The sequence below is a fragment of the Filifactor sp. genome (assembly GCF_057248345.1).
Genome location: NZ_DBHIIC010000008.1, coordinates 1 through 25,046, shown reverse-complemented (window position 1 = coordinate 25,046; position 25,046 = coordinate 1). Strand labels below are relative to the sequence as shown.

Genomic DNA, 25,046 nt, shown 5'->3' with positions numbered 1-25,046 from the left:
GCACTACCTTGTTTTGATGTAGTTTGTGGTATGAGAACGAACTTTGTGATCTAATTCGAACAATTCTTCCAATGAAGTAATTTCGCTAATTGGGAATTGATTCATCATTTCTTTTACGATTGCAACGATATCCAAAAATTCAATTTGTTCTTTTAAAAATGCATGGACTGCAATTTCGTTTGCCGCATTCAGTACGCATGGCATGGATTTTCCGATTTTTCCGGCTTCAAATGCAAGAGGAAGCGCAGGAAACAGTTCGGTATTCGGTTTTTGGAAGGTCAAAGTCAAAAAGTCTCCAAAATCAAACCGTGTGAAGGAGTTGTTCATTCGTTGCGGATAGAAGATAGAGTATTGAATCGGCACTCTCATATCAGCTTGTCCCAACTGCGCTAAAATGCTGCCATCTTGATACTGTACCATGGAATGTACGATACTTTGTGGATGTACCAAAACTTGGATATCATCATAATCCACTTGGAATAATCTTTGTGCCTCAATCACTTCAAGTCCCTTGTTCATCAAAGTGGCAGAGTCAATTGTTATTTTTTGTCCCATGGACCAATTTGGATGTTTGAGAGCATCTTTCGGTTTGATATGTTTTAACTGGTCTTCGGTAAAGGTATGAAACGGCCCACCAGATGCAGTTAACAGTATTTTATCTATGATTTGATTTTCTTCTAAACATTGGAATATTGCTGAATGTTCGCTGTCAACCGGAATGATTCGAGCGGTTGGATGTTGTTGCAATGCTTTTTTGACTAAGTCGCCACCTGCAACTAGAGTTTCTTTGTTGGCAAGTCCGATGGTAAGGTCATGTTCAATACAGATTAGAGTTGGCAAAATCCCTGCAAATCCACTGATTGCTCCGATAGCAACATCAATTCTGCAAGACGATAGAACATCGGAAAGACTGTCCCAACCGTATAATACCTCAACAGAGATATGTTCACATTCTTTTTGTATCCATTCAAAACTTTGTTGATTTGTAACAAAAACGAATTGTGGGTGATATTTTTTGATTTGCTCAAGTAATAACGTTGTATTGGAATGTGCTGATAAAGTACAAAGTTCCAGTCGGTCAGAAAATTCATCTACAACGGAAGTCGTTTGAGTACCGATTGAGCCGGTACTACCAAATAGAGCAATTTTTTTCATAAAAGCCTCCTGATAGGAATGAGAATCCAACTGTTCTGAATGGTGACAAAGCAATGATATTAAGAGAGTTGTTCTTTTTTTTATTCTCACTTTATATATAGCTTGACAGGTTTCTTATCTTTAAAAAGCAGATGGAATCTACTATGGTTAAAATATGTTTGCTAAATTGGGAATGGATAATAAGAAATTAGTATCCACATAACCAATCTCATTGTATCAAAATTAAGTTTGTTTTCATAGAGAAAGTGTGGGTTTTGTGTAGATATTGTTAAAACAGAAATCATAGAACTGTTTTGAAATAGAAGAAGAGTGAATGAAAGAAAAGGAATTTTTTTGACAGTTTGTTTTATAATAGCAAAATGGTGCGATTCAATAAAAGAAGGTTGTTATTCACAAAGAGATGGAGAAGAAAAGGATTTCTAAATTCAGTGTTGCATAATAAAGGTTTATTGATAGAAGATTATTGATTCAGTAAGTTTTTGAATACTAATGATATTTAAGTTTTTGGAAATCATATTCTATTATCTTTTCTGTCAGATATTTTTATAATGAGTACATAACAAAATTAAAGTTAAAATAGATATTGAGTTTGGTAGAAAGATCATCAAACTATATTTCGGTATTTCGTGTTTTGGTTTTATTCTTTTTGTTTCTAATGGATAATAAAATGGATAATAAAAAGTGGATAGGAAAAAATAAACAAAAGAGAAATGGTAACGAAAACTACTATAAAAAATGAAATATTGAGAAAAGTGTAACAGAAAATGATTGGGCAACAAGTTTTGATAAGCAGTGTGTTTATTGCAGGAATCTTATCGTTTTTTGCACCATGCACATTTCCTTTGATTTTCATCTATATCGGATTGCTGACGGATTTTGAGCATGAGTACAAGAAAATCCGTATCAAAAAACAGGAAATGGAATGTTGGTGCAGTGAAGATAGGTATAGTCACAAAGATAGGTATAGTCACAAAGATAGGTATAGTCACAAAGATAGATATTGTTATCAAGATAAGATTAACGCTCTGTGGATGAAAAGGGACTTGGGATAGTTCGACTTTCTCTACAGAGCGTTTTATTTTTAGAGTCTTTTATTTTTAAGGATGTTTACTTTTTTTAGAGTGGTTACTACTTTCTCAGTCAAATGATAAGGGATAGATTCGTTCTATTTTGTTGTATAGTGAATCGAAATACCACTACTGCATGAGCGTGGATCAAAATAGGACGAAATAGTACCCCATGAAAAAAAGTTTTCTTCGTTTTGTAGATTACAATATTTCATAAGCCACTTATCACAATACTTTTTGTCTTTCTCTACTTCTTCAGGAGACCATTCTTCCCAGTGACGGATGGCATTTACATCAAAACTCTGTGGATAAAGATTCACAAATTCAAGAACTTTTTGCGGATTAAAACATAGATAGATGGGAATTTTTTTATCATAAATCACTTCTCTCATATCGTACCAGATATATCCGTTTTCCATATCTCTGATTTGTAGAATATGGTTCTTTGGAAAATCAGCAATAAAATCAGTATTGTGTAAGAGAGGTGATATGGTTTTATTTAGCTTGGGAAAAATAATGTTTCCTGTTTGGATATCAATCAATGAAACCTTCCTCCTTTTGATTTTGACAAGTTATTTCGTTCTATTTTCATTGGATATTGTTAGTAGGTGATGAGAGATGATGATATTATTTTGTCGAATCTTACGTTCTGTTATGATATCTTATTACTCTTTTATCTATTAACATCTTTGACTATCTTGTATATCATTTTACCATAAAAATGAATACAAAACTATATTAGATTGTTTCCATCTTTATTTTGATATGTATGATGTCATGAATGTTCCATTTCCGACATAAAAAAAGCAGAATGAAAATTGTTTCATTCTGCGAGTACATATTCAACAGGTTGATTTGATATAAGAGATTTTTGGATATCGAGAATTCGTTGATTGGAAGAACCACGAAAACGCAAAGTCAAATCTCTTTTTTCTAAGATAAACGGACCGTCTACAAGAACATCACATAAGCTGAGCAGCTCTTTTTTGTCTACATCGGAACAAAGCTGTTCAAAGGTATATCCGGAATAAATCCATATGGTCTTGGGAGACTCTTGTTTTATTTTTTGCAAGACAGGAAGCAATCCTTCTACATTTTGAAACGGCTCTCCTCCCAAAATAGTAAGACCCTTTACCATTGGATGAGAGAGATGAGAAAGAATAAGTTCCGTCTCATTCTCTGTCCATGGCTGTCCATACTTGAAATCTTGGTATACTTCATTGAAACATCCTTCGCAACAGTGTGTGCACCCTGTCACAAAAAAGCTGGTGCGGATACCTTCTCCGTTGGCAACATCAAACTGCCTAATTTGTGCATAGTTCATTAGATATGCAACACACGATCCTTGATTTCTTTGGTTCGTCCTTCATTCCAGAAATTTTCGCCCAAATATCCGCAAGTTCTACGAATAACAGTTAGTTTGGTACGTTCTGTATTACCACATTGAGGACAGAACCATTGATTGTTATCATCTACTTTCATTTCGCCATCGTATCCGCAAACATGGCAATAATCTGACTTGGTATTAAACTCTGCATAAGTGATATGGTCGTAGATATATTGAATCATCATTTCAACAGCTTCCAAATTGTGATTTAGATTTGGAATTTCCGCATAGGAGATACATCCTCCGGTGGAGCGTTTTTGGAATTCAGACTCAAAACTGAATTTATCGAATATGGAAATACATTCTCTTACATCGACATGATAACTGTTTGTGTAGTAGCCTTTGTCGGTAATGTCTTTGATTTCTCCAAACCTTGCACGATCAATCGAACAGAAACGATTGGTCAAATTTTCGGCAGGAGTTCCATACAGTGCAAACCCGATACCGGTTTCTGCTTTCCATTCTGCAACGGAATCTTTCAAGATGTCCATCAGTTTGAGTGCAAATGCCGTACCGACAGGATCGGTATGAGAAACACCTTTGATCAGTTTGGTTGCTTCATAAACACCGATATATCCCAAAGACAAGGTCGCATAGCCATTATCCATAAATTTATCTATTTTTTCGTGTGGTTTTAATCTTGCAATGGCACCGTATTGCCAGTGAATTGGAGAACAGTCGCTTGTAACATTCTTCAAAAGATCGAAACGAAGAAGAAGTGCTTTTTTTGCCAACTCAAGTCGTTTTTCTAGAATATCGAAGAATTTTTCTTCTGAACCGTTCGCCAAAATTCCAATTTGAGGAAGGTTCAATGAAACAACTCCCATATTGAAACGACCGTCAAATACATACTCTCCCTTCTCATTTTTCCAAGGAGCTAAGAAAGAGCGACATCCCATAGGACTGAATACATTGCCTTCATAGTTTTCACGCATTTTTTTTGCAGAAATATAGTCCGGATACATTCTCTTTGCAGTACATTTTGCAGCAAGTTTCGTTAAATAGTAATACTTGCTGTCAGAATGCACATTGTGTTCATCCAGTACGTAAATCAGTTTAGGGAAAGCAGGTGTCACATAGACATCCTGTTCATTTTTGATTCCTTCATACCGTTGTAACAAAATTTCTTCCTGAATATAGGCAGCCTCTTTTTCAAATTCATATCCTTCTTGGAAGTACATAAACAGTGTCACAAAAGGAGCTTGTCCGTTTGTTGTCATCAAAGTGTTAATTTGATACTGAATGGTTTGGATACCGTCTTTGATTTCTCTTCGAGTGCGTTTCCAAGCAATTTCCTCAGCCTTTTGCAAATCAGGTTCAATTCCGTAGATTTCTTTTTGTTCTTCGACAACGCTATCATAATATTTGAGGTAAGACTTTCTAACAAAGGGAGCTAAAATGCGATCGATTCCGTTGATACTTTGACCTCCATATTGTCCGCTTGCCACTTGAGCAATAATTTGGGTAGTAACAGTACACGCCACTCGGAAAGACTTTGGAGAGTCGATTTTTTTGCCGTTAATAACGGTTCCGTTCATCAACATATCTTCCAAGTTGATTAAACAACAGTTAAACATCGGTTGAATGATGTAGTCCATATCATGAAAATGAATGGCACCGCTGTCGTGTGCCTGAACGATGTCGGTCGGAATGATTAAACGACGGGCGATGTCTTTGGATACTTCGCCGGCAATCAAATCTCTCTGTGTAGATACAATTTTTGCATCTTTGTTGGAATTTTCGTCTAAAACATTGATATTACTACGGTTTAGGATTCCGACAACATCTTCGTCTATGGTATTTACTTTTCTTTTGAAGGCTTGGACAGCCTTATAATTTTCGTAAGCTCTTGCAGTCGCAGGATTATCATATTGAATTAGCTTGTAGTAGACCTGATCTTCAATCCCGTAAATAGTCAAGTCCCTTTTCAAAGAGCGAGCAAACTCCTCAATCTCCGTTGCAATTATTTCTGCAAGTCCTTCTTCATAGATACCTGTACTGCTATGCATTGCTTTGTTGATAGCAATGATGATTTTTTCTTTGTCGAAAGGAACCTTGGCTCCATCCCGTTTGATTACGTGTAATACCATATTTAGACCTCATTCATTCTTTATTTTCCTATTTTTGTACTCATATTATCTAAAATTCTAAATGTTATATAAAAACACCATTCTATAATAGTGCTTGTTTCATTACTGTAGTATAGTATACTACAGTAATGAAACAAATACAATACAATATATACTTATAAAAACAAAAATATTGCAATATTACACACTATATATAGAAAACAGTGTCTATGCTTTAGAAATAGAGAGTTACAGAGTTTTTTTGCAAAAAAGACGGTTTTTTTTGAAAAAAGAAAGTGAGTGATTACAAAGAATTCGTAGAAGTACATTTATTTGCAAAAAAATATAAAACACAAGATATAGGAAAAAAATAGTATGGTTATATTATGTGACAACGACAAATCAACAAAATAAAGTAAAATAAAGAAACTAAAAAAGAAAGTCATTATTATGATATAATAATAGAAGTAGGAATTTAGGGTGTGTATTTATGCTATTGTGATACAAGGAGGAAAGAAAGATGAGTCAGTTTATTGCCGAAGAATCTTTTTGGAATTTATTTCCAAATGCAACATTAGGGGTAGTACTTTTGAAAGGAATCAATAATCAGGGAGAAGTTCCACAAGAATTGAAGGCACTTTTGTCAAGAAGCAATCGTGAAGCTGAAAAATTTTTGGTGAAAGCTAAATTTAATGAAAATCCAATCGTTGCAAATTGGAGAAGTGCATATCAGAAGTTTAAAACAAAAAAAGGAGCTCGTTGTAGTATTGAGGCTCTATTGAAGAGAGTAGAAAAAGAAAATCCGGTAGGTTCTATCAATCCGTTGGTAGATATTTATAATTCGGCATCATTACAGTTCGGATTTCCTTGTGGAGCAGAAGATTTGGATACTTTTGTTGGAGATTTGTTGCTTGGAATTACAACGGGAGGAGATGAGTTTTATTTAATCGGAGAGACAGAATCTTCCCCTACATTAGAAGGAGAGTTATGTTATCGTGATGAAAAAGGTGCAGTGTGTCGTTGCTTCAATTGGAGAGATGGAGAGCGTACCATGATTACCGATAACACGACCAATGCCTTTCTCATTATGGAAAACATTGAAGATGGTCGAGAAGATGATTTGAAACAAGCTGTTGCAATGATTGCAGAGTATGCTGAAAAATATCTGTCTGCAACTGCAGAGACATTCTTTGTCACAGCGGAACATCCAAGTATTTCACTATAAATCAAGGAAGAATGTAATGAGCAGTATAATATAAACAATCATTAAAACTATCATAAAAACACTTTTCGGTTGGAAGGAACAGTCTGACGAAAAGTGTTTTTTTATAAAACCTACTAACTGTAAAAGAGATAGAACTATGGTATGAATTGAGATTATTTTTCATAAAAAAGGGTAATAGCATAATCAAGAGGAATTATGCAGTAGATACAAAGAATAGAATATGATATAATAGTTCCGTATTTTATATAGAAAAATAAAAAAATTTGGAGGTTATCAAAGATGGATTGGAAAAAAATTTACCAAGAGAAATTGGTAAGCGCAGAAGAAGCTCTTTCTCATGTAAAAAGTGGAGACCATGTTGCATTGGGACACGCTTTGGCTGAACCGACTTATCTATTGGAAGAAATGGTTCGTTTGAAAGATAATTATAAGAATGTAAAGGTTTCCGGTTTGGTTCCAGGAAAAGCTCCTTATGCTGCAGAAGGATTAGCAGAGCACTTTAGAACATATGCAATGTTCTTGGGAGCATCTACAAGAAAAGCGGTTGAAAGAGGAGATGGAGAGTTTATTCCTCGTTTCTTCTATGAAGTGCCTCGTGCTTATCGTGAAGAGTTGCCTGTAGATGTTGCAATGGTAACATTGTCAGCACCTGATAAACATGGATTCTGTAGTTTCGGTATCTCCGTAGACTTCACAAAAACAATTGCAGAAAATGCTAAAATTGTAATTGGACAAGTAAATAAATATATGCCAAGAACACTTGGAGACAGTTTTATTCATATTTCCGATGTGGACTTCTTAGTAGAACATGATGCGCCATTGGTTGAGTTGCCAAAACCTCAAATTGGAGAAGTAGAATCAAAAATCGGAGAATATATCGCGTCTTTAGTAAACGATGGAGACTGTTTACAACTTGGAATTGGTGCGATTCCTGATGCTGCACTTCAATTTATGAAAGATAAAAAAGATTTGGGAATTCACTCTGAAATGATTTCTGACGGGGTAATGGATTTGATGAAAGCAGGCGTTATCACAAACAAGAAAAAGAACTTCCACAACAGAAGAACTGTTGTTACTTTCTTGATGGGAACAAAAGATTTGTATGATTATGTAGATGACAATCCATTCTTTGAAATGTATCCGGTTGATTATGTAAACGATCCTCGTGTCATCAGCCAAAATGACAATATGGTATGTATCAACTCTTGTATCCAAGTAGACCTTACAGGACAAGTTGTTTCCGGATCTATCGGACCGAAACAGTTCAGTGGAGTTGGTGGACAAGTTGACTTCGTAAGAGGGGCAGCTTGGAGTAAAGGTGGAAGAAACATTATTGCTATGCCTTCTACAGTAAAAGGAAAAATGTCAAAAATTGTTCCTGTGATTACAGAAGCATCTTCTGTTACAACTTCTATCAACGATGTTGACTATATCATTACAGAGTATGGAATTGCAAAATTAGGTGCGAAATCTTTGAATGAAAGAGCAAGAGCTTTAATCAACATTGCACATCCTGACTTCCGTGAAGAGTTGGCGAAAGCTTATGAAGAAAGATTCCATGAAAAATGTGATTACAAACGAGATTAGTTTGTTGTTTAATCAGTAAAATAAACTGTCAAAAATTGGTATGGGTGAGATTCACTTATGCCAATTTTTTAGTGCTGTGAGCAGGTTCTATGTTATCTGTCGAAAAAAGACAATATTGTTCAACTGATAACATAGAACTTTTATCTATTTTCGATAACTGTAATAGAAAGTTTCGTTCAAAGGGCCATAACAGATTTAAGACCACATACGGATGATTACAGAGGTAGATGAAATTGAAGGAAAAACGAAAAACAACTCTATTACCTAATGAAAAAAATCTTAAATTTATTGAAAAAAGAGATGGAATTGTTTGCTTTATTAGGTTGCTCGTTGCTTTGTTTGAATTACATAGTAATCTTTATGACGTAACTTCTCTATGATAGGATATTTAAAATAGTTTATATAACTCTTAGACACCAAAAAAGAGTTATATAAATTTATTAAAAAATGAAAAGTAAACTTGAGATTGAATAAATTTGATACTATTATAAAGGTAGTATAGGTTTTATAATATTTTAATAAAAACTAGTGAAAGGATGATGATTATGGGAGGAGTTTTTGGTATCGTATTAGGGTTCGCAGCTATCATTTTTGCAGTATTTAATAATGTATATTTCTTTCAGAAAAAATATAACAAAAGATTAGGCTTTATCAGTTTATCATTAACAGCGCTTACTGTATGTGCTTTCTATTATGATGCGACAAAACTTCCTACTGTCAGCTGGAGTACTGACATTGATGTTATGCCTCATGTCAATAGAATTCTTCTAATATGCGTAATCTCTTCAATCATGATTAATTCTGTACCTATATTCTATAAAAAAAATTAACTTTATGAATGATAGATTGTCAAGTTAAAGGCGACAGTTTTTTAATGATTTAAAAAACTTAGGAAAAATTTCTAATCGAGTTTTGACTCTTAATTTTTTCTTGGTCTATTGTTAATGAAGGTAACAACCTTTTGAAGTTTTTCGTTTGTGCCATCTGCATAGTTACTACGATTGAATTCACAGGATATTGTAGTGTTGAGTGGTCATGGATATGAGACATAGTCCATATCTTTGACCACTAATTCTAACAAACTTCTATAATTTTCTCTTTCTTCTTATTTATCAGATTTTATAAAATCAACGTAACACTCATTATGGGGAATAAGAGCAATGCTCGTTTTTCAAGGTTTAAATTCCATCCATACAACTATAACTCCAAATTTTTTCATACGATACCTTCTGAATTTTTATTGGGATTCAGATTTTTATAAGATTTTCAAAACCATTCAAACAAAAGCTCGACACTACCTGAAAAAAGAAGGATGGTCAAAGAAAGCATATGAAATATAATGATACAAATTATTTTATGATAATAATTATTGATATTGTTTAATAAAAGGTTTAAAATAAGAGTGACTGTGAACGAAAAGTATCAGAAATACAGTCATGATAAGGTTATTTGAATCATAAGAAGCAGTTCAATATCAGGAGGAAATCAAATGAAAGTAACATTAGATGGAGTTGCAGAAACACTTTTTATAACATTGTACATTCGTGCGAAGGATGCCATGAGTGACAAACCTATCTTGAATGATAAATTGTCGCTTGAAATCATGAAGAAAATTGATTATGATTTTGATAAATTTGACAGCTCAAAAGGCTCTTATTTTGGTACTTTAGCACGAATTCGAGTGATGGACAGAGAAGCAAAAAAATTTATTACGGAACATCCGAATTGCACTGTGGTTTCTGTCGGTTGTGGATTGGATACCAGATTTGAACGCATTGATAACGGAAAAATAAAATGGTATAATTTAGATTTTCCGGAAGTAATTGAAGCACGAAAAAGCTTGTTTCCACCAAATGACAGAGTGACGGACATCCCGAAATCAGCTTTGGATTCCACATGGACAACGGAGATAGCAAAGAGTGAAGAACCTATTTTAATTATCTCGGAAGGGGTGTTGATGTATTTTTCGGAAGAGGAAGTGAAACAATTTTTGGAAATTTTGACAGATTCCTTTGAAGAGTTTGAGGCGCAGTTTGATTTTTCTCATACTTTCTTGTTAAATAAGGGAAAAAAACACGATACGGTAAAATATATGAATGCGGAGTTTCGATATGGTATTGTAGACGGAAGCGAAATTGTAAAACTCAATCCGAAATTAAAACAAACGGCATGTATCAACTTCACAGATGAGTTGTCAACATTTAAATTAGGAATGTTTCGATTGGCACTACCATTCATTCGAAAAGTGAACAACAGGTTATGCAAGTATGTATATTCCAATAAGCAAGAAAAGGAAAGGGTATAAAATTTTGTTTCTTGAAACAGGAATGGGGTATCATTCAACTTGAAACAATAAACAGATTGAAGATAGAAAGAGAGTTTAACATTTGCCGATGAGATAAATCAAATCATTCGGAAAGAGGAATCTATTTTGGTGTTGATTTTCTGTTCACAGTATAAGTCCGTTTGTTGTATCCTTAGAGAAAAAAGCTTAATATAGGAGTGAGTAAATTTGAAAAAATGGAATAGGGTGGTAGCTTCTCTACTTTTAGGGGTTATGTTGCTGACGGGGTGTCATGATACCAATAGAGTAAAAGAATACTCTCCTGAAGAATTAAAGTTGGCGAAACAAAAAATTGAATATAACTTGGGACAGATGAATGACCATATTTCTGATGCAGAAAAGGAAAAACAGGTTATTACAGTAGCAGAAATACAGGAGTATGTGAAAGAAAGAGAGAAAGATAACATCATTGAACCCAATGCAAGGGAGGCTTATCTTCGAAAAGAGTTTGATCAGTGGATTACGGGACTGACCGAAAAATACTATGATATAGAGGATGAAGATGAAACGGATTCCGAGCCGATAGAAGGAAATAATGAGGATAGAATTTATGCTTATTTGAAAACTGTAATGAAGGAGAATGAAGTTGCGTTGATTAAGCGAAAAATAGATCGCTATAACGATGCAGGGGATGATGAAGCATACGACTTTGCCAAAGAACGATTGGAGAAGTTGAAAGATGTGAACGGAAACTTGTTACTGCTTTTGTTGGTAGAGTATCCGGACCAAAAGACAGAAAAAGTTTATCGCGTGCAAGGTGAAAGTATCCAAGAGGAACCGTTATTGTGGGAAAACACAACACAAAAAAGAAACTGGTTTCAAATTTTCAAAAAGGAAACTCAGTCGACACAAGAAGAATCTCTTTCAAAGGAGAAAGAGAATGTCATTTTGACGACCATTCCAAAGGTAGTTAGAAATAATGATTTAAAAAAATTCGATTATCTTTTGTTGTGTACGGATGGGGAGTTCTCTACAATGGCATCTGTCATTGAGAGTCCTGACGGAGATGGAAGCGGTACAAGATGGTTGATGCAGATTGACAGCAACGACATGGATAATGATTTTTACGGGACTTTGATACATGAATATTGTCACTATTTGACATTGAATCAGACACAGGTAGATTATACAGAAGACTACGATATCAAAAATTATTGTGAAATCGGTATGGTGACGAAGAAAGACTCTTTACTGAACCAATTTTATCAAACATTTTGGAAAGACTATGTATTGGAAGAATTCCCGACTAAGTATTCTTTTTATGTTAGAAATCAAGATGCGTTTGTATCGGATTATGCAGCAACCAATCCTGCAGAGGATATTGCAGAAACATTTCGCGTATTTGTGATGGAGAAAAAACCGACCGGAAATACAATTCGAGATAAGAAGGTACAATTTTTGTACGATTGGCCGGGCTATCCTGAACTGCGCAAAGAGATTCGAAAGAGTTTGCAGTTGGATAAGTAGAACTCCCGGTTTATAGTACAAGAATTTTAAGAAACACAATCGAGAACAAAAACATTGGATAGATTTTACAAAATAAAGGGAAAGTCTACCAAAGTTTTTGTTTTTTTGATATAATCGTACTATTCTATATATTATTTGAGTTAAGGTGGTGAAAGTATGACAGAACAAACGAAAGTCTTTTTGAGAATCGGTGGAGTTGTTGCTCTTTTTGTATTATCAGTAGTAGCTATTTTCTTATATAAGGCGATTTGGGCAAAAGCAATTTGGACCATTCTTGCATGTGTGTTGGGATATATGTTGTATCGGACTTATTTATCTTATAAAAGAAAGAAGTTTTATATTGAAGGAAAGGTTCTTTCTGTGGTAAGACCAACGAACAAGCTGAAAATTGGAAAAACAAAGGTAATTATCAAAGCAGGTAAGGTATCTAAAAAATTGTATGCATGGCAACCTCTTACGATGAAGGTTGGAGAAATGTACGCTGTTTACTATGAAGACAAAAGCAATAGTATTTTGAAATACCAAGAATTGAAGGGAAGTATGATGATGAGACCGAATCGTTCAAACATTCCTCCACAATATCGTTAGAATGAAAGGGTATTCTTTTGAATATCGACAGTAACAAATGACAAAATAAATCCTCTTATTCGTTACATATTTACGGATAAGAGGATTTTTTATAAAAAGAATTACGTTGTCACAACATCTAGAAAGAATGATTTGATGATAGCAAAATATTCTCTGACGTAGCATTGAAAGGCAATGCTGGGAGGTGTTTTGGAAGGAAGAGAGTATGGTTTGAGGCCACATCGTTTTGCAAGTATTTTTGCACGAAGACAATGAAATCGATTAGTAGAAATCAAAACGTTGACAGAAGGATTATCTGTTTGATTTTGTATGATTTCAGTTGCATTTTGGATGTTTTCAAATGTGGTGGTAGAGGAGGTTTCCATCAAAATTTGTTGTTTGGAAATACCATGAGCAACAAGATAGTCATAGCTTGCCTGTGCTTCGGTACAGTCCTCGTCCCTACCTTGACCGCCTGTTACAATTACTGTGGTGTTTGGGTTGGTATCAAGGTATGTGATTGCCGAGTTCAGTCGATTCTTTAGTGCAGGAGATGGAGTTGTTCCGTAGAGTCTTGCTCCCAAAACAATGACATAGTCAATCTGTTCGGTTGGAGGTGATGAAAAACCTGAAAAAATGATAGCACCTTCTATAGTAAAAAAAGAAATTCCAAAAAGAAGAAGTCCTAATTTTAGCAATATTGAAATTTTGGTTTTCATAGTGGGCTTCCTTTCCTATTGATGATTTATTTCTATTGTAACATCGTAACAAAGAAAATAAATAAAAAATGAATAGAAAAAGATAGGAAAAATAAAATTTTCAGAATTGTTTATTGAATGATTGATTTTTTTATATTCTTGTGGCACAATAGCAAAATACACTTATTTTTTACAAATGGTGTAAATCGTATTAAAGGAGGGCTTTTTAATGGAACAGAGAGAGAAGTTTTCATCAAGACTGGGATTCATTCTATTATCAGCAGGTTGTGCAATCGGATTAGGAAATGTTTGGCGATTTCCATATGTGGTAGGTAAATATGGTGGAGGAGCGTTTGTACTGATCTATCTGTTGTTTTTAGGGATTTTAGGATTACCGATTATGGCGATGGAACTTTCTGTTGGAAGAGCAAGCCAAAAGAGTGCGATTACATCTTTTCATGTGTTGGAACCAAAAGGAACGAAATGGCATATCTTTGGTTATATTGCAACACTTGGGAATTACTTATTGATGATGTTTTACACCACAATATCCGGTTGGATGCTGTATTACTTTTTCAAGATGATGAAAGGTGACTTTATAGGGAAAACACCGGAACAAGTGGGAGAAATGTTCGGTGCCTTAATTCAGCAACCCGGAATTATGGTTTTTTGGATGATTGTCGTAGTTGCGTTGGGATTTTTAATTTGTTCTTTCGGATTACAAAACGGAGTGGAAAAAATTACGAAAGTGATGATGTTGAGTCTGTTGTTCATCTTATTTATCTTGGTGGCAAGGGCAATCAGCTTACCACATTCATCAGCAGGACTACATTTTTATTTAAATCCTAATTTTCATAAAATGGTGCAAATTGGAATCAATGAAGTTGTTTTTGCTGCGATGGGACAGGCATTTTTTACATTGAGTATCGGAATGGGTGCAATTGCTATTTTTGGAAGTTATATTGATAAGGATCATCGTTTGATTGGCGAGGCGATGAGTATTACCTTGTTAGATACGTTTGTGGCAGTGATGGCAGGATTGATTATTTTTCCATCTACTTCTGCATTTGGAATTCCGGCAGATTCCGGTCCTGCATTGATTTTTATTACTTTACCGAATGTGTTTAATGCGATGGCAGGTGGAAGATTGTGGGGTTCACTATTCTTCTTGTTTATGAGTTTTGCTGCATTTTCGACAGTACTTGCCGTATTTGAAAACATTATCGCATCGAACTTGGAATTGTTTGGAACAACAAGAAAAAAAGCAGCTTTCATCAATGCATTTATTATTATGATACTATCCGTTCCATGTATTTTGGGATTCAATGTATGGAGCCATATCATGCCTCTTGGAGAGGGTAGCAGTATTTTGGATTTGGAAGATTTCCTTGTAAGCAATAATATTTTACCATTAGGTTCTTTGATCTATTTGGCGTTTTGCACAAGCAGATATGGTTGGGGATGGAAAAACTTCCTCGAAGAAGTCAATACAGGAAAAGGAATTCAGTTTCCTCTTTGGTCAAGAGTCTATGTCAGCTATATCCTACCTGTGGTTGTACTGTATATTTTTGTCCAAGGCTATATTGCAAAATTCTTTGCATAAGACTGAGATAAGATGAAATGAAATCTTTTTGAGATAACGTGATAGTTGTCATGTAGTAAAATCACTTGTATGAATGGACTATATTTTTTGTAAGAGAAACGAAATTTGCTCAACTGAAAGAAAAGCAAAATGAATTGAATAAAACTTATTAAAAAAGATTCCCATATTTGATAGGGGAATCTTTTTTTGTTTCCTTCTGTATATTTGTGTTTCTTTTTGTATCAATGGTAGTTGATAAAACAAAATATAACTTGCAAAGAGGAAGTAAAAGCGCCGGCTGATACTTCCTCTTATGATAGAAAAAATGTATGGTCAGATGAGTGAGGATAGAGTGATAATCGTGGGATTGATGATTCTAATAGGATAATTATTTTCGGTTGGAGAGATACTGTGCCTATAGAAATAATTGCGGTAGTGGTGTCTTTTGGTGACAGGAAGGTGTGATTTCGATATTATCGAGAGAGTTCTCCGGCAATATTGATCTCCATCCATTTTTTGAGTTGTTTTCGATTATACCCTTTACTTAGCAAATAATACAGTTTGGCTACAGTAGATTCAACGGTCATATCATAAGCACAGATGGCATCGGCATCTTTGAGTTGGGAACTGGTTTCGTATTCGCCAATAGAGGTTGTACCACGCAAACATTGAGTACAAATAACAATAGCAGTGTTGTTTTGTTCCGCAGCCTGCAACAGTTTTGTTAATTCATGACTTCTATTAGGAATATTGCCGGAACCGAAGGCTTCTATGACAAGAGCATCTAAGTATTCTGTAATCAAGTTTGTAAAACTGTCGTAGGAAATTCCCGGAACTGCTTTTAGCACGAGAATATTTTGTTTTTTGATAGGAGTGTAGATCAGCTCTGCACCCTTTGGAATGTCGATGTTACGATTGAAATAGCGAATAGTGATACCTGATTCCGCCAGAACAGGGTAGTTTGGAGAAGAAAAGGCGCCTTTCTCATCAGAGCTGATTTTGACACAACGGTTTCCACGAAATAATTTGTTGGCAAAAAAAACACAGACTTCAGAGATTTGTCCTTCTCCTGCAATCATCAGTGAAGAAATGATATTATCTCGCGCATCACTTCTAATTTCTTCAAGAGGGATTTGAGAACCTGTTAATACAATCGGTTTGCTCAAACCTTGTAACATAAAAGAGAGTGCTGCTGCAGTATAAGCCATGGTGTCCGTACCATGCAAGATAACAAAACCACAATAGTCGTCATAATGTTCAAAAATATCTTTCGCAATCTTAGTCCACTGTTCCATTTGAACATTGGAGGAATCGAGTAGTGGAGAGTATTCAATCAAATCAAATTCAGGAACTTCGTGATAAGAGAGCTCATGGATTTGTTTCAGTGAGCGTTCTAAAAAATTTGGTTCGGGATAATACCCGTTTTCCGTTTTTTTCATTCCGATGGTTCCACCGGTATATATCATACATACTTTTTTCATATTCATACTCCTATCTTTTTACTGAATTATCTCCTATTATAGCAGATAAAAAAGAAAAAGAAGAATAGGAAATAAAAAATGAATACGATTCGAAAAAGAGATGGACAGTATGATAGTATTTGTTTATTTTTATTAAAGGGAATTGAGTGGAAATTTTCCGATGATTCATTTTTAAAAATTCGACATTTTTCATGAAAGTATGTGAGAATTATAGTTGAGATTTGTGGTATAATGAAAAACGTAGCTTACAAATCAATATTGTGGATAAAGACAGTTCGACAGATAGAAAGACGAGAATAGTTAAAACGAAAAAAGATAGGTTTGATGGAGTGAAATTGTCTGTTCATGTTCGATGGAGTATGATATGATGATATTTGATTGTAAAATACTTTTTGATTTATTTTTACAATAAAAACGGTAATACAAAAATAGAAAAGAGGAGTCTATTGGAAGCAAGAGTAGAAAGAAAGCATGATACCGATCCTATCATTCAAGTACGGGATTTGGTGTTTGAATATAGGTCATTAGAAAATGAAGTGAATCGTGCAGTGGATGAGGCAAGTTTGGAAATTCATCCGGGAGAATTCATTGTCATTATCGGTCATAACGGTTCCGGAAAAAGTACATTATCCAAGCATATGAATGCAATATTGTTGCCAACAGAGGGTGATGTGGTTGTCTTGGGATACAATACCAAAGATGAGAATCATCTGTGGGATATTCGACAAAATGCAGGAATGGTTTTTCAAAATCCGGACAACCAAATTGTTGCGAGTATCGTAGAAGAAGATATGGCATTCGGGCCTGAAAACTTGGGAATTGAAAAGACAGAAATCAGAAGAAGAGTGGATGATGCCTTAGAACGTGTAGGAATGACGGAGTTTCGAAGAAGAGCTCCTCACAATCTTTCAGGTGGACAGAAACAAAGAATTGCAATCGGTGGAATTATAGCAATGAAACCAAAATGTATTATTTTGGATGAACCGACTGCGATGTTGGATCCAAATGGAAGAAAAGAAGTAATGGAAACGATTCATCATTTGAACAAAGATGAGAATATTACGATTGTTCACATCACACATTTTATGGAAGAGGCGATTCATGCTGACAGAGTCTATGTGATGGATCATGGCAAAATTGTGATGCAGGGAACACCACGAGAGATCTTTCCGAGAGTAGAGGAGATGAAATCTTTGGGATTAGATGTTCCACACATGACAGAGCTTGCATATTTATTGAATAAAGAAGGAATGAACATTCCGACAGATACATTGTCTATTGAAGAAATGGTAGGTGCGTTATGTCAATTAAAGTAGAACAATTGTCACATATCTATAGTCCGGGCACTCCGTTTGAAAGTGTAGCACTCAAAAATGTCAATTTTGAGGTGAGCAATGGAGAGTTTATCGGTTTGATTGGACATACAGGTTCAGGAAAAAGCACCTTGATTCAACATTTGAACGGATTGTTGAAAGCAACTTCCGGCAAGATTTATATTGATGGAATGGATTTGACGTCATCTGACGTCACTTTGACAGACATTCGTAAAAAAGTGGGTTTAGTATTTCAATATCCTGAATATCAGTTATTTGAAGAAACGATTGAAAGGGATATTGCGTTTGGCCCTTCCAAATTGAACTTATCTGCAGAAGAAATTACCAAACGAGTGAAAGATGCAATGAAAATGGTAGGTTTGAATTATGAAGCGCTGAAGGATAAGTCGCCGTTTGAATTGTCCGGTGGTCAAAAGCGTCGTGTTGCGATTGCGGGGGTGCTGGCAATGAAACCGGATATTTTGATTTTGGATGAACCGACAGCAGGACTTGATCCTAAGGGAAGAGATGAAATCTTAAATCAGATTAGAGTAGTACAACAAACTTATGGTACTACAATCATATTGGTATCTCATTCCATGGATGATGTGTCAAGGTTGGTAAATCGTCTGATTGTAATGAATCGAGGAGAGGTTGCTTTTGACGGGACGCCAAGACAAATCTTTGCACATCAACAGAAAATGGAAGCAATCGGTTTGGGAGTACCTAAGGTCGTGGAACTGTCTAACAAATTGAGAGAACGAGGTTGGAAGATTTCAGAAGATATTTTGACTTTGGAAGAGATGAAGGAAGCAATTTTAAAAGAATGGAGGAAAAAACAATGTTAAAGGACATCACATTAGGACAATATTATCCGGGCGATTCTTTCATACATCGTTTAGATCCTCGTGTAAAAATTTTACTATCATTCTTGTTTATGATTGCATTGTTTTTTATCAATAAATTCTATCCATATCTGTTTATCCTTGCATTTTTGTGCTTGATTATCAAAGCGTCTAAAATCCCTTTTGCATATACCATAAAGGGAATCAAACCGATGTGGCCGTTATTGTTGCTTACTTTTTTAATTAATGCATTGTTGGGTCAAGGAGAGATATGGTACCGTTTCGGTTTTTTGAAAATTACACGAGAAGGAACGTGGCTTGGACTGTTTATGGTCATTCGGTTGACTTTGCTCGTTGCCGGAACTTCTCTACTGACTTTGACAACAAAGCCGATTGAGTTGACAGACGGAATTGAAAAATTACTGAACCCTTTCAAAAAAATCGGACTTCCTGCACATGAAATTGCAATGATGATGACGATTGCACTTCGTTTTATTCCAACTTTATTAGAAGAAACAGATAAGATTATGAAAGCACAGATGGCAAGAGGTGCAGATTTTGAGAGTAAAAAATTGATGGAGAGAGCAAAGAGCTTGATACCTTTGTTGGTACCGTTATTTATCAGCGCATTTCGTCGTGCAGATGAACTTGCGATGGCAATGGAAGCAAGATGTTATCGTGGTGGGGAAGGCCGTACCAGAATGAATGAGATAATGTTAGACCATACAGATTATGTGACATTTGTAGGAACATTGCTTTTCTTTTGCGGTGTTTGTGCAACCAGATACTTTGCATTCGGAATATAGGGATTGTTAAGAGACGGCCTACAAATTGTCAGAAATATAAAACGTAAATAATTTTTTGATACTGGAAAAAGATTATTTCTAAATGTAAGGAAAAATATCATTAACAGGAGAAGTACCCTCTGTAAGGAAAATATAATGACAAATAGAAAATCATACCGAAAAACAGATGGTTACAAGGTATGATTTTTTATTTTGAAATAGGAAGATTTTATAACAAAAGAGATATTAAAATAAGAGAGATGTTAAAATAAAGGAGTTATTGTTGAGGAGTGTGAAACGGATGGAGATTCGAAAGGCAGTGGAGCAAGACATTGATGAAGTTGAACAAATTTATCATAGGATTCACCTTGAAGAAGAGGAAAACAGAGTGGTGATTGGATGGGAGAGAGGAGTATATCCTGTCCGTGCAACGGCGGAGCAAGCCTTGAAACGAGGAGATTTGTTTGTGGGAGTAGAGGATGGTGTGGTGGTTGCAACATCCATTTTGAATCATATTCAATTAGAAGAATATAGACAGGTTTCTTGGAAAAAAGAGGCGTCTGATGAAAAGATTATGGTACTGCATACTTTGGTAGTCGATCCCTTGAAGAAAAGAAGTGGATATGGGAAACAGATGGTTGCTTTTTATGAAGAATATGCAAGAAATCGGGGTTGCAGTGCACTTCGGATGGATACTCAGATGAAGAATTGGTCGGCACGAGAATTTTACAAGAGCCTAGGATATTCGGAGGTTGGAGAAATAGATTGTGTTTTTCAAGGAATTCCAAGAGTAAGACTGGTACTTTTGGAGAAAGTATTGGAATAAGGACTATATAGAACAATTGGGAAAATATGATAGCAGAGTTTATCGTTTTGAATATAGAGTAACAAATATTGCAAAAAGTAACCCCTGTTTACAGTGAATATTTGAACTATTACATCTGTAAACAGGGATTATTTTTTAATTTGTTATAGATTCATTTGAGATACTGTTATCTGATACGAATCGCTGATTATAATCAGCATAATTCTAAAAACTGATGAAACGATTGAATCAATCCAATCTCTGCAAGGGATACTTTTAATTGTTTCATGAATCAGTTTATTTACACTTTTACAGGGACTGCCCATAACTTTGTCAAGTATCTGAAATACTTAATTTTCCGGAAAACAGATAAACCATTAGAATGTGTTTTAGTATAAAAATCTGCTTTTTTTATGCTCCTATCTTTTATTTATACATCTAATATTTTCAACTGGAGTTTCGTATTCACTTACTCTATATCATAGTATAGGAGTTACTGTTCATGGTTTCACAGTTCGATACTCCATTTCAGCTGTTTCAAATAGGACAATGTTAACGAGGGAGGAGATGTTCGATGAATCAAGGAACACTTGTAACAGTCCGATTTGAGTATCTTGTCGAATCAAAGCAATGAAATTATCCTTCTAAAATAAAGGCATAGTTTTTTCGAAGACGCTCTTCGCCTTTTGAGGTAATGACAAAACAACCATCTTTCATTGTAATAAAGCCATGCTCTAAAAGGGAGGAACTGACAGTATTGACTTGTTCGGATGACCAATAAAGATGGTTTCCGATGGTTTCAGCAGAAACTTCTTCTGTTACACCATGATGGTTGTATACATGAAGGAGGAAAGTATCTTTGGTAAAAGTTTGCTTGTTGTCCCTAAGCGTTATCCGTTGGAAGACTAAACCGTTTTTTGGAGAAAACAGAAAGACACATAAGAAAGTGATTCCTGTCATCAGAGCGATACTTCCCGGAATGGATACATCGAAGTAAGCTGCGATTTCATATCCCAAAAAGCTATTTAGGATACCGATGATGGAGCTGAATCCAATCATTTTTTTCAAATCCTCTGTCAGAAGGTATGCGGTTGCCGGGGAACCTATCATAAATGCGATAACAAGTATGGAACCCACTGCTTCAAAGGATGCAACAACTGTTACAGATACGAGTGTCATCAACAGATAGTGTATCAAAGACGGCATCATTCCAAGTACAAACGCAAGTGCGGGATCAAAGGTACTGACCTTTAATTCTTTGAAAAACAGTATCAAAAATGCAAGGTTGATGACGAGCACTACACCTGAACTATAGATTGCTCTTGCACCCAAATCCAAGTTTCCGATAATCAGTTTTTTGTAGGGTGCAAAGGTAATATCTCCAAGCATTACACAACTGACATCGAGGTGAGTGTTGCGTGCATATTTTGAAATAATGATAATTGCAATACTAAACAACAATGGGAATACAATTCCGATTGCAGAATCTTCCGATACCAACTTGGTAGAATGCATTGCCTCAACCAAATATACAGTCAGTACACCAATCAGTCCGGCGCTAATGATGAGCACCGGTGAAGACAAATCTTTTGTCAAAAAGAAGCCAATCACAATTCCAAGTAAAATGGTATGGCTAATGGCATCAGTCATCATGGACATATTTCGTAAGAGTAAGAAACATCCGACGAGAGTACAGGAGAGAGATACGACAATCCCAATCAATAGAATCTGTGTCTGTGGGCTAAATAATGTCATATTCTTTCACCTCCAAATTTTTATAGGAATTTGCCTCTAGTTGTTGATAGAGTACAGCATGATTTTTTCGTTGCATCATCCATTTTCGAATGATTCCTCGTGGAGCAAAGAGCAAACTTCCCAAAACAATGGTGCTCATAAAGGCAACAATAGTGGGACCGGTTGGAATGCCGGGAATATAGGAACTTACCATCGTGCCGAGCACACCTGACATTCCTCCGAATAACGAGGAGAGAACGACCATAACGGAGAGTTTATCTGTCCATTGTCTTGCTGCAGATGCAGGCGAAATCAAAAGAGCGCTCATCAAGATGACGCCGACTGTTTGCAGTCCGATTACAATGCCAAGTACCATTAACAGAGATAGAAATCCACCGAAAAATGTACTTGGAATTCCGATTGTTTGTGCAAACACAGGGTCAAATGTCACTAACTTAAATTCTTTCCAAAATACAATCATCATAAAAAACAGCACAATTCCTGTTATCATCATAATGCGAACATCTCTTTTCAGAAGAGAAGACGCTTGTCCGAAGATAAACTTTTCCAGTCCGGCTTGATGAGAACCGGAATTTTTTTGGATATAGGTCAAAAAAACAATTCCGATTCCAAATAGCACAGACAGTACCAATGCAAGAGACGCATCAAACTTCAATTTGGAATGTGAAGCGATGGTCGTGATAAGGTACATACTGAGCAATCCGGAGAGCAGAGCACCGAAAAGCAACACTTCTATATTTTTTGAATTTGTAATGAGGAATGCAATCGCAATTCCCGGAAGTGTGCAGTGAGAAATCGCATCGCCAATCAAGCTTTGTTTTCGAAGAACGGCGAAGCAGCCTAAAGCACCACTAATCATACCGAGTATTAGAGAACCGAATGAAACAACACGAAAGGTAAAGTCATTTTGAATCATTTCCAGTAATGTTTGAATCATAGTTCTGCCTCCTTTTGAGAGATGATTCGGTAAGTCTGTTGAATATTCTTTTCTGTAAATACTTCTTGAACAGGTCCGGATGCAACTACCTTAATATTTAAGAGAGTCACTTCATCGAAATAGGATTTGACTGTTTGTAAGTCATGGTGTACGACAATAACCGTTTTTCCTAAATCACGCAGTTTTTGAAGGACACTGACAATGGATTTTTCTGTTTTAGCATCTACACCTTGAAACGGTTCATCCATCATGTAGATATCGGCATTTTGAACCAATGCTCGTGCCAAGAACACTCTCTGTTGTTGTCCACCTGACAACTGACTGATTTGTCTGTGAGCAAACGAAAGCATACCGACTTCTTCCAATGCTTGTTCCACTTTATCAAAGTCCTCTTTTTTTGGTCGTTTCAAAATACCGAGTTCTCCATACCGTCCCATCATCACAACATCGAAGACATCTGTCGGGAAATCCCAATCCACACTTCCTTTTTGTGGAACATAGGCAATTCTTTTTCTGACAGCAGAGTACGGTTTTCCAAAAAACAGTACATTGCCGCTCACCGGTTTCAAAAATCCCAACATGGATTTAATCAATGTAGATTTTCCTGCACCGTTGGGACCGACGATTGCCATCAAAACTCCTCTTTGAACCGTCAAGTCAATATCCCACAGAACAGGTGTGTGATTATATGCAATTGTTAAATCTTCTACCTTAATTGCTATCTGATCAGACATAAAAATACCTTCTTTACTTTAATGCATTTACTACAGTGTCAATATTGTATTTCATCATACCGATATAAGTTCCCTCAGGAGTTCCTTCATCACCAAGAGAGTCTGAGAATAACTGTCCTCCTATGACAATTGATTGTCCCTTTGATTCCACTGCTTCTTTTAGAGCATTAATATTTTTTTGTGGAACGGAAGACTCGGAGAATATGGCTTTGATATGGTGTGAAGCAATAAATTCTGCCAAGTCGGAAATATCTTTTGTAGATGCTTCCGATTCTGTAGAAATTCCTTGAATTCCCTTCACTTCAAAACCGTAATCTCTTGCAAAATAACTGAATGCATCATGAGCAGTTACCAATACACGAGATTCTTCAGGTATTTCTGCAACTCGTTCATCAATGTATGTTTTTAGTTCCGCTAATTCTTTTTTATAGGATTCTAAGTTTTGTTCATAGAATTCTTTGTTTTTCGGATCAAGTTCAATATAGCCCTTTGCTACTTGTTCTGCAGCAGACTCCCAGTTTTTGGAACTGTTCCAAATATGTGGATCACCAATCGGATCATCCGCAAAAGGAAGCACATCTTCTTTTGCAAGTCCTGCGCTTGCGTTGACTACTACTTTTCCATTGAGTCCTTCCAATACATCTACCATTTGACCTTCAAAGTGCAGACCGTTATATACAACCATTTGTGCACCTTCTATTTTTTCGATATCTCCGGCAGTCGGTTTGTATAGGTGAGGGTCAACACCGGGTGCCATAATTCCGGTTACTGTTGCCTTTTCTTTTCCGATTTGTTCAGCCAAATCTCTTAACATGGTAGAAGTTGCTACTACTTGTAGAGTAGGTGTATTTTCTCCTGCATGGTCTCCTCCTGGTGTTTCTGAAGTCTTGTTATGACAACCTGTCAATGAAACGGCTAATATACAACTTACACATAATAGTAATAATTTTTTTAACATAATAATCCTCCTAATGTATTATAATTTTTGTTAGAATAAATCTGTAAATAATAAGAAAACTTATTGTAAAGCAGATTTATTGTGATAGAGGAATCATCACAGAACAGATTAGACAGATAAAAGTACTCTCTATAGACCGTTCAATGTTGATCCTCTTTCAATATACCACAACCGATACCGATAATCAATATCAATTAAATATATTTTCAAAATATAACAATATTTTTTTCTCTTAAATTGCAATATCAAATTGAACTAATTCCTCATTATCATCTAAAAGTCCTA

Annotated in this window: 22 protein-coding genes; 12 read left to right on the top strand and 10 right to left on the bottom strand. The window is 35.6% G+C overall.

The features are described from left to right. Positions 1-3: 3 nt before the first annotated feature. Entirely contained in the window at positions 4-1,155 is a 1,152-nt protein-coding gene (locus ACO5GE_RS03095) for a 1-deoxy-D-xylulose-5-phosphate reductoisomerase (RefSeq protein ID WP_484829468.1), read from the bottom strand. Between the two features lie 764 nt (positions 1,156-1,919). Between ACO5GE_RS03095 and ACO5GE_RS03090 the strand changes: the two genes are divergently transcribed. Further along, complete coding sequence (locus ACO5GE_RS03090) at positions 1,920-2,207, top strand: hypothetical protein (protein WP_484829467.1); 288 nt, start codon at positions 1,920-1,922, stop codon at positions 2,205-2,207. A gap of 113 nt (positions 2,208-2,320) precedes the next feature. On the opposite strand, the gene ACO5GE_RS03085 is transcribed toward ACO5GE_RS03090, so the two are convergent. The 3 genes from ACO5GE_RS03085 to nrdD form a co-directional block, all read right to left on the bottom strand. Then, positions 2,321-2,764, bottom strand: coding sequence for a hypothetical protein (locus tag ACO5GE_RS03085; RefSeq protein ID WP_484829466.1), 444 nt, complete (start codon positions 2,762-2,764; stop codon positions 2,321-2,323). A gap of 281 nt (positions 2,765-3,045) precedes the next feature. Continuing rightward, the gene (gene nrdG / locus ACO5GE_RS03080) at positions 3,046-3,546 is read right to left on the bottom strand and encodes an anaerobic ribonucleoside-triphosphate reductase activating protein (RefSeq protein ID WP_484829465.1); all 501 of its coding nucleotides are present in this window, start codon (positions 3,544-3,546) and stop codon (positions 3,046-3,048) included. Further along, positions 3,546-5,699, bottom strand: coding sequence for an anaerobic ribonucleoside-triphosphate reductase (gene nrdD / locus ACO5GE_RS03075; protein WP_484829464.1), 2,154 nt, complete (start codon positions 5,697-5,699; stop codon positions 3,546-3,548). Before nrdD ends, nrdG begins: the two co-directional genes overlap by 1 nt. Before the next feature lie 499 nt (positions 5,700-6,198). Here nrdD and ACO5GE_RS03070 point away from each other — a divergent pair, with 499 nt between their 5' ends. From ACO5GE_RS03070 to ACO5GE_RS03045, 6 genes are all read left to right on the top strand, one after another. Next, positions 6,199-6,903, top strand: a complete 705-nt coding sequence (locus ACO5GE_RS03070; RefSeq protein WP_484829463.1) for a B3/B4 domain-containing protein — start codon at positions 6,199-6,201, stop codon at positions 6,901-6,903. A gap of 279 nt (positions 6,904-7,182) precedes the next feature. Beyond that, a complete protein-coding gene (locus ACO5GE_RS03065; RefSeq protein ID WP_484829462.1) occupies positions 7,183-8,490 on the top strand; it encodes an acetyl-CoA hydrolase/transferase family protein in 1,308 nt (435 codons plus the stop codon). Positions 8,491-9,035: 545 nt separating this feature from the next. Then, positions 9,036-9,320, top strand: a complete 285-nt coding sequence (locus tag ACO5GE_RS03060) for a hypothetical protein (RefSeq protein ID WP_484829461.1) — start codon at positions 9,036-9,038, stop codon at positions 9,318-9,320. A 659-nt stretch (positions 9,321-9,979) separates the two neighbouring features. After that, positions 9,980-10,795 carry a class I SAM-dependent methyltransferase gene (locus ACO5GE_RS03055; protein ID WP_484829460.1) on the top strand — a complete coding sequence of 272 codons (816 nt, stop codon included), beginning with the start codon at positions 9,980-9,982 and terminating at the stop codon, positions 10,793-10,795. A gap of 207 nt (positions 10,796-11,002) precedes the next feature. Beyond that, positions 11,003-12,301 carry a hypothetical protein gene (locus ACO5GE_RS03050; protein WP_484829459.1) on the top strand — a complete coding sequence of 433 codons (1,299 nt, stop codon included), beginning with the start codon at positions 11,003-11,005 and terminating at the stop codon, positions 12,299-12,301. A 156-nt stretch (positions 12,302-12,457) separates the two neighbouring features. Then, on the top strand, positions 12,458-12,889 hold the full coding sequence (locus tag ACO5GE_RS03045; RefSeq protein ID WP_484829458.1) for a hypothetical protein: 432 nt from the start codon (positions 12,458-12,460) through the stop codon (positions 12,887-12,889). A 101-nt stretch (positions 12,890-12,990) separates the two neighbouring features. Here ACO5GE_RS03045 and ACO5GE_RS03040 read toward each other — a convergent pair whose 3' ends face one another. Then, entirely contained in the window at positions 12,991-13,587 is a 597-nt protein-coding gene (locus tag ACO5GE_RS03040; RefSeq protein ID WP_484829457.1) for a YdcF family protein, read from the bottom strand. Positions 13,588-13,795: 208 nt separating this feature from the next. On the opposite strand from ACO5GE_RS03040, the gene ACO5GE_RS03035 reads away from it, so the two are divergent. Further along, on the top strand, positions 13,796-15,169 hold the full coding sequence (locus ACO5GE_RS03035; RefSeq protein WP_484829456.1) for a sodium-dependent transporter: 1,374 nt from the start codon (positions 13,796-13,798) through the stop codon (positions 15,167-15,169). A gap of 452 nt (positions 15,170-15,621) precedes the next feature. Here ACO5GE_RS03035 and ansA read toward each other — a convergent pair whose 3' ends face one another. Then, positions 15,622-16,629 carry an asparaginase gene (ansA, locus tag ACO5GE_RS03030; RefSeq protein WP_484829455.1) on the bottom strand — a complete coding sequence of 336 codons (1,008 nt, stop codon included), beginning with the start codon at positions 16,627-16,629 and terminating at the stop codon, positions 15,622-15,624. 446 nt (positions 16,630-17,075) lie between these two features. Here ansA and ACO5GE_RS03025 point away from each other — a divergent pair, with 446 nt between their 5' ends. The 4 genes from ACO5GE_RS03025 (at position 17,076) to ACO5GE_RS03010 (ending at position 20,398) form a co-directional block, all read left to right on the top strand. Next, on the top strand, positions 17,076-17,945 hold the full coding sequence (locus ACO5GE_RS03025; RefSeq protein ID WP_484829454.1) for an energy-coupling factor transporter ATPase: 870 nt from the start codon (positions 17,076-17,078) through the stop codon (positions 17,943-17,945). Further along, complete coding sequence (locus ACO5GE_RS03020; protein ID WP_484829453.1) at positions 17,930-18,790, top strand: energy-coupling factor transporter ATPase; 861 nt, start codon at positions 17,930-17,932, stop codon at positions 18,788-18,790. The genes ACO5GE_RS03025 and ACO5GE_RS03020 overlap by 16 nt, the downstream gene beginning before the upstream one ends. Continuing rightward, complete coding sequence (locus tag ACO5GE_RS03015) at positions 18,784-19,593, top strand: energy-coupling factor transporter transmembrane component T family protein (protein WP_484829452.1); 810 nt, start codon at positions 18,784-18,786, stop codon at positions 19,591-19,593. The genes ACO5GE_RS03020 and ACO5GE_RS03015 overlap by 7 nt, the downstream gene beginning before the upstream one ends. A 280-nt stretch (positions 19,594-19,873) precedes the next feature. Further along, complete coding sequence (locus tag ACO5GE_RS03010) at positions 19,874-20,398, top strand: GNAT family N-acetyltransferase (protein WP_484829451.1); 525 nt, start codon at positions 19,874-19,876, stop codon at positions 20,396-20,398. A 615-nt stretch (positions 20,399-21,013) separates the two neighbouring features. Here the strand turns inward: ACO5GE_RS03010 and ACO5GE_RS03005 are convergent. The 4 genes from ACO5GE_RS03005 to ACO5GE_RS02990 are packed head-to-tail and all read right to left on the bottom strand — an operon-like array spanning position 21,014 to position 24,761. Next, positions 21,014-22,132, bottom strand: a complete 1,119-nt coding sequence (locus ACO5GE_RS03005) for a metal ABC transporter permease (RefSeq protein ID WP_484829450.1) — start codon at positions 22,130-22,132, stop codon at positions 21,014-21,016. Beyond that, complete coding sequence (locus tag ACO5GE_RS03000; protein ID WP_484829449.1) at positions 22,119-23,069, bottom strand: metal ABC transporter permease; 951 nt, start codon at positions 23,067-23,069, stop codon at positions 22,119-22,121. The genes ACO5GE_RS03005 and ACO5GE_RS03000 overlap by 14 nt, the downstream gene beginning before the upstream one ends. Further along, positions 23,066-23,803 carry a metal ABC transporter ATP-binding protein gene (locus ACO5GE_RS02995; protein WP_484829448.1) on the bottom strand — a complete coding sequence of 246 codons (738 nt, stop codon included), beginning with the start codon at positions 23,801-23,803 and terminating at the stop codon, positions 23,066-23,068. The genes ACO5GE_RS03000 and ACO5GE_RS02995 overlap by 4 nt, the downstream gene beginning before the upstream one ends. Before the next feature lie 13 nt (positions 23,804-23,816). Continuing rightward, the gene (locus ACO5GE_RS02990) at positions 23,817-24,761 is read right to left on the bottom strand and encodes a metal ABC transporter solute-binding protein, Zn/Mn family (RefSeq protein ID WP_484829447.1); all 945 of its coding nucleotides are present in this window, start codon (positions 24,759-24,761) and stop codon (positions 23,817-23,819) included. Between the last annotated feature and the right edge of the window lie 285 nt (positions 24,762-25,046).

Coding starts and splice junctions, on each gene's coding strand:
- nrdG (WP_484829465.1), bottom strand. CDS start 3,546: ATGAACTATGCACAAATTAGGCAGTTTGATGTTGCCAACGGAGAAGGT.
- ACO5GE_RS03040 (WP_484829457.1), bottom strand. CDS start 13,587: ATGAAAACCAAAATTTCAATATTGCTAAAATTAGGACTTCTTCTTTTT.
- ACO5GE_RS03045 (WP_484829458.1), top strand. CDS start 12,458: ATGACAGAACAAACGAAAGTCTTTTTGAGAATCGGTGGAGTTGTTGCT.
- ACO5GE_RS03090 (WP_484829467.1), top strand. CDS start 1,920: ATGATTGGGCAACAAGTTTTGATAAGCAGTGTGTTTATTGCAGGAATC.
- ACO5GE_RS03070 (WP_484829463.1), top strand. CDS start 6,199: ATGAGTCAGTTTATTGCCGAAGAATCTTTTTGGAATTTATTTCCAAAT.
- ACO5GE_RS03065 (WP_484829462.1), top strand. CDS start 7,183: ATGGATTGGAAAAAAATTTACCAAGAGAAATTGGTAAGCGCAGAAGAA.
- ACO5GE_RS03015 (WP_484829452.1), top strand. CDS start 18,784: ATGTTAAAGGACATCACATTAGGACAATATTATCCGGGCGATTCTTTC.
- ACO5GE_RS03035 (WP_484829456.1), top strand. CDS start 13,796: ATGGAACAGAGAGAGAAGTTTTCATCAAGACTGGGATTCATTCTATTA.
- ACO5GE_RS03095 (WP_484829468.1), bottom strand. CDS start 1,155: ATGAAAAAAATTGCTCTATTTGGTAGTACCGGCTCAATCGGTACTCAA.
- ACO5GE_RS03005 (WP_484829450.1), bottom strand. CDS start 22,132: ATGACATTATTTAGCCCACAGACACAGATTCTATTGATTGGGATTGTC.
- ACO5GE_RS03020 (WP_484829453.1), top strand. CDS start 17,930: ATGTCAATTAAAGTAGAACAATTGTCACATATCTATAGTCCGGGCACT.
- nrdD (WP_484829464.1), bottom strand. CDS start 5,699: ATGGTATTACACGTAATCAAACGGGATGGAGCCAAGGTTCCTTTCGAC.
- ACO5GE_RS03010 (WP_484829451.1), top strand. CDS start 19,874: ATGGAGATTCGAAAGGCAGTGGAGCAAGACATTGATGAAGTTGAACAA.
- ACO5GE_RS03060 (WP_484829461.1), top strand. CDS start 9,036: ATGGGAGGAGTTTTTGGTATCGTATTAGGGTTCGCAGCTATCATTTTT.
- ansA (WP_484829455.1), bottom strand. CDS start 16,629: ATGAAAAAAGTATGTATGATATATACCGGTGGAACCATCGGAATGAAA.
- ACO5GE_RS02995 (WP_484829448.1), bottom strand. CDS start 23,803: ATGTCTGATCAGATAGCAATTAAGGTAGAAGATTTAACAATTGCATAT.
- ACO5GE_RS03000 (WP_484829449.1), bottom strand. CDS start 23,069: ATGATTCAAACATTACTGGAAATGATTCAAAATGACTTTACCTTTCGT.
- ACO5GE_RS03055 (WP_484829460.1), top strand. CDS start 9,980: ATGAAAGTAACATTAGATGGAGTTGCAGAAACACTTTTTATAACATTG.
- ACO5GE_RS02990 (WP_484829447.1), bottom strand. CDS start 24,761: ATGTTAAAAAAATTATTACTATTATGTGTAAGTTGTATATTAGCCGTT.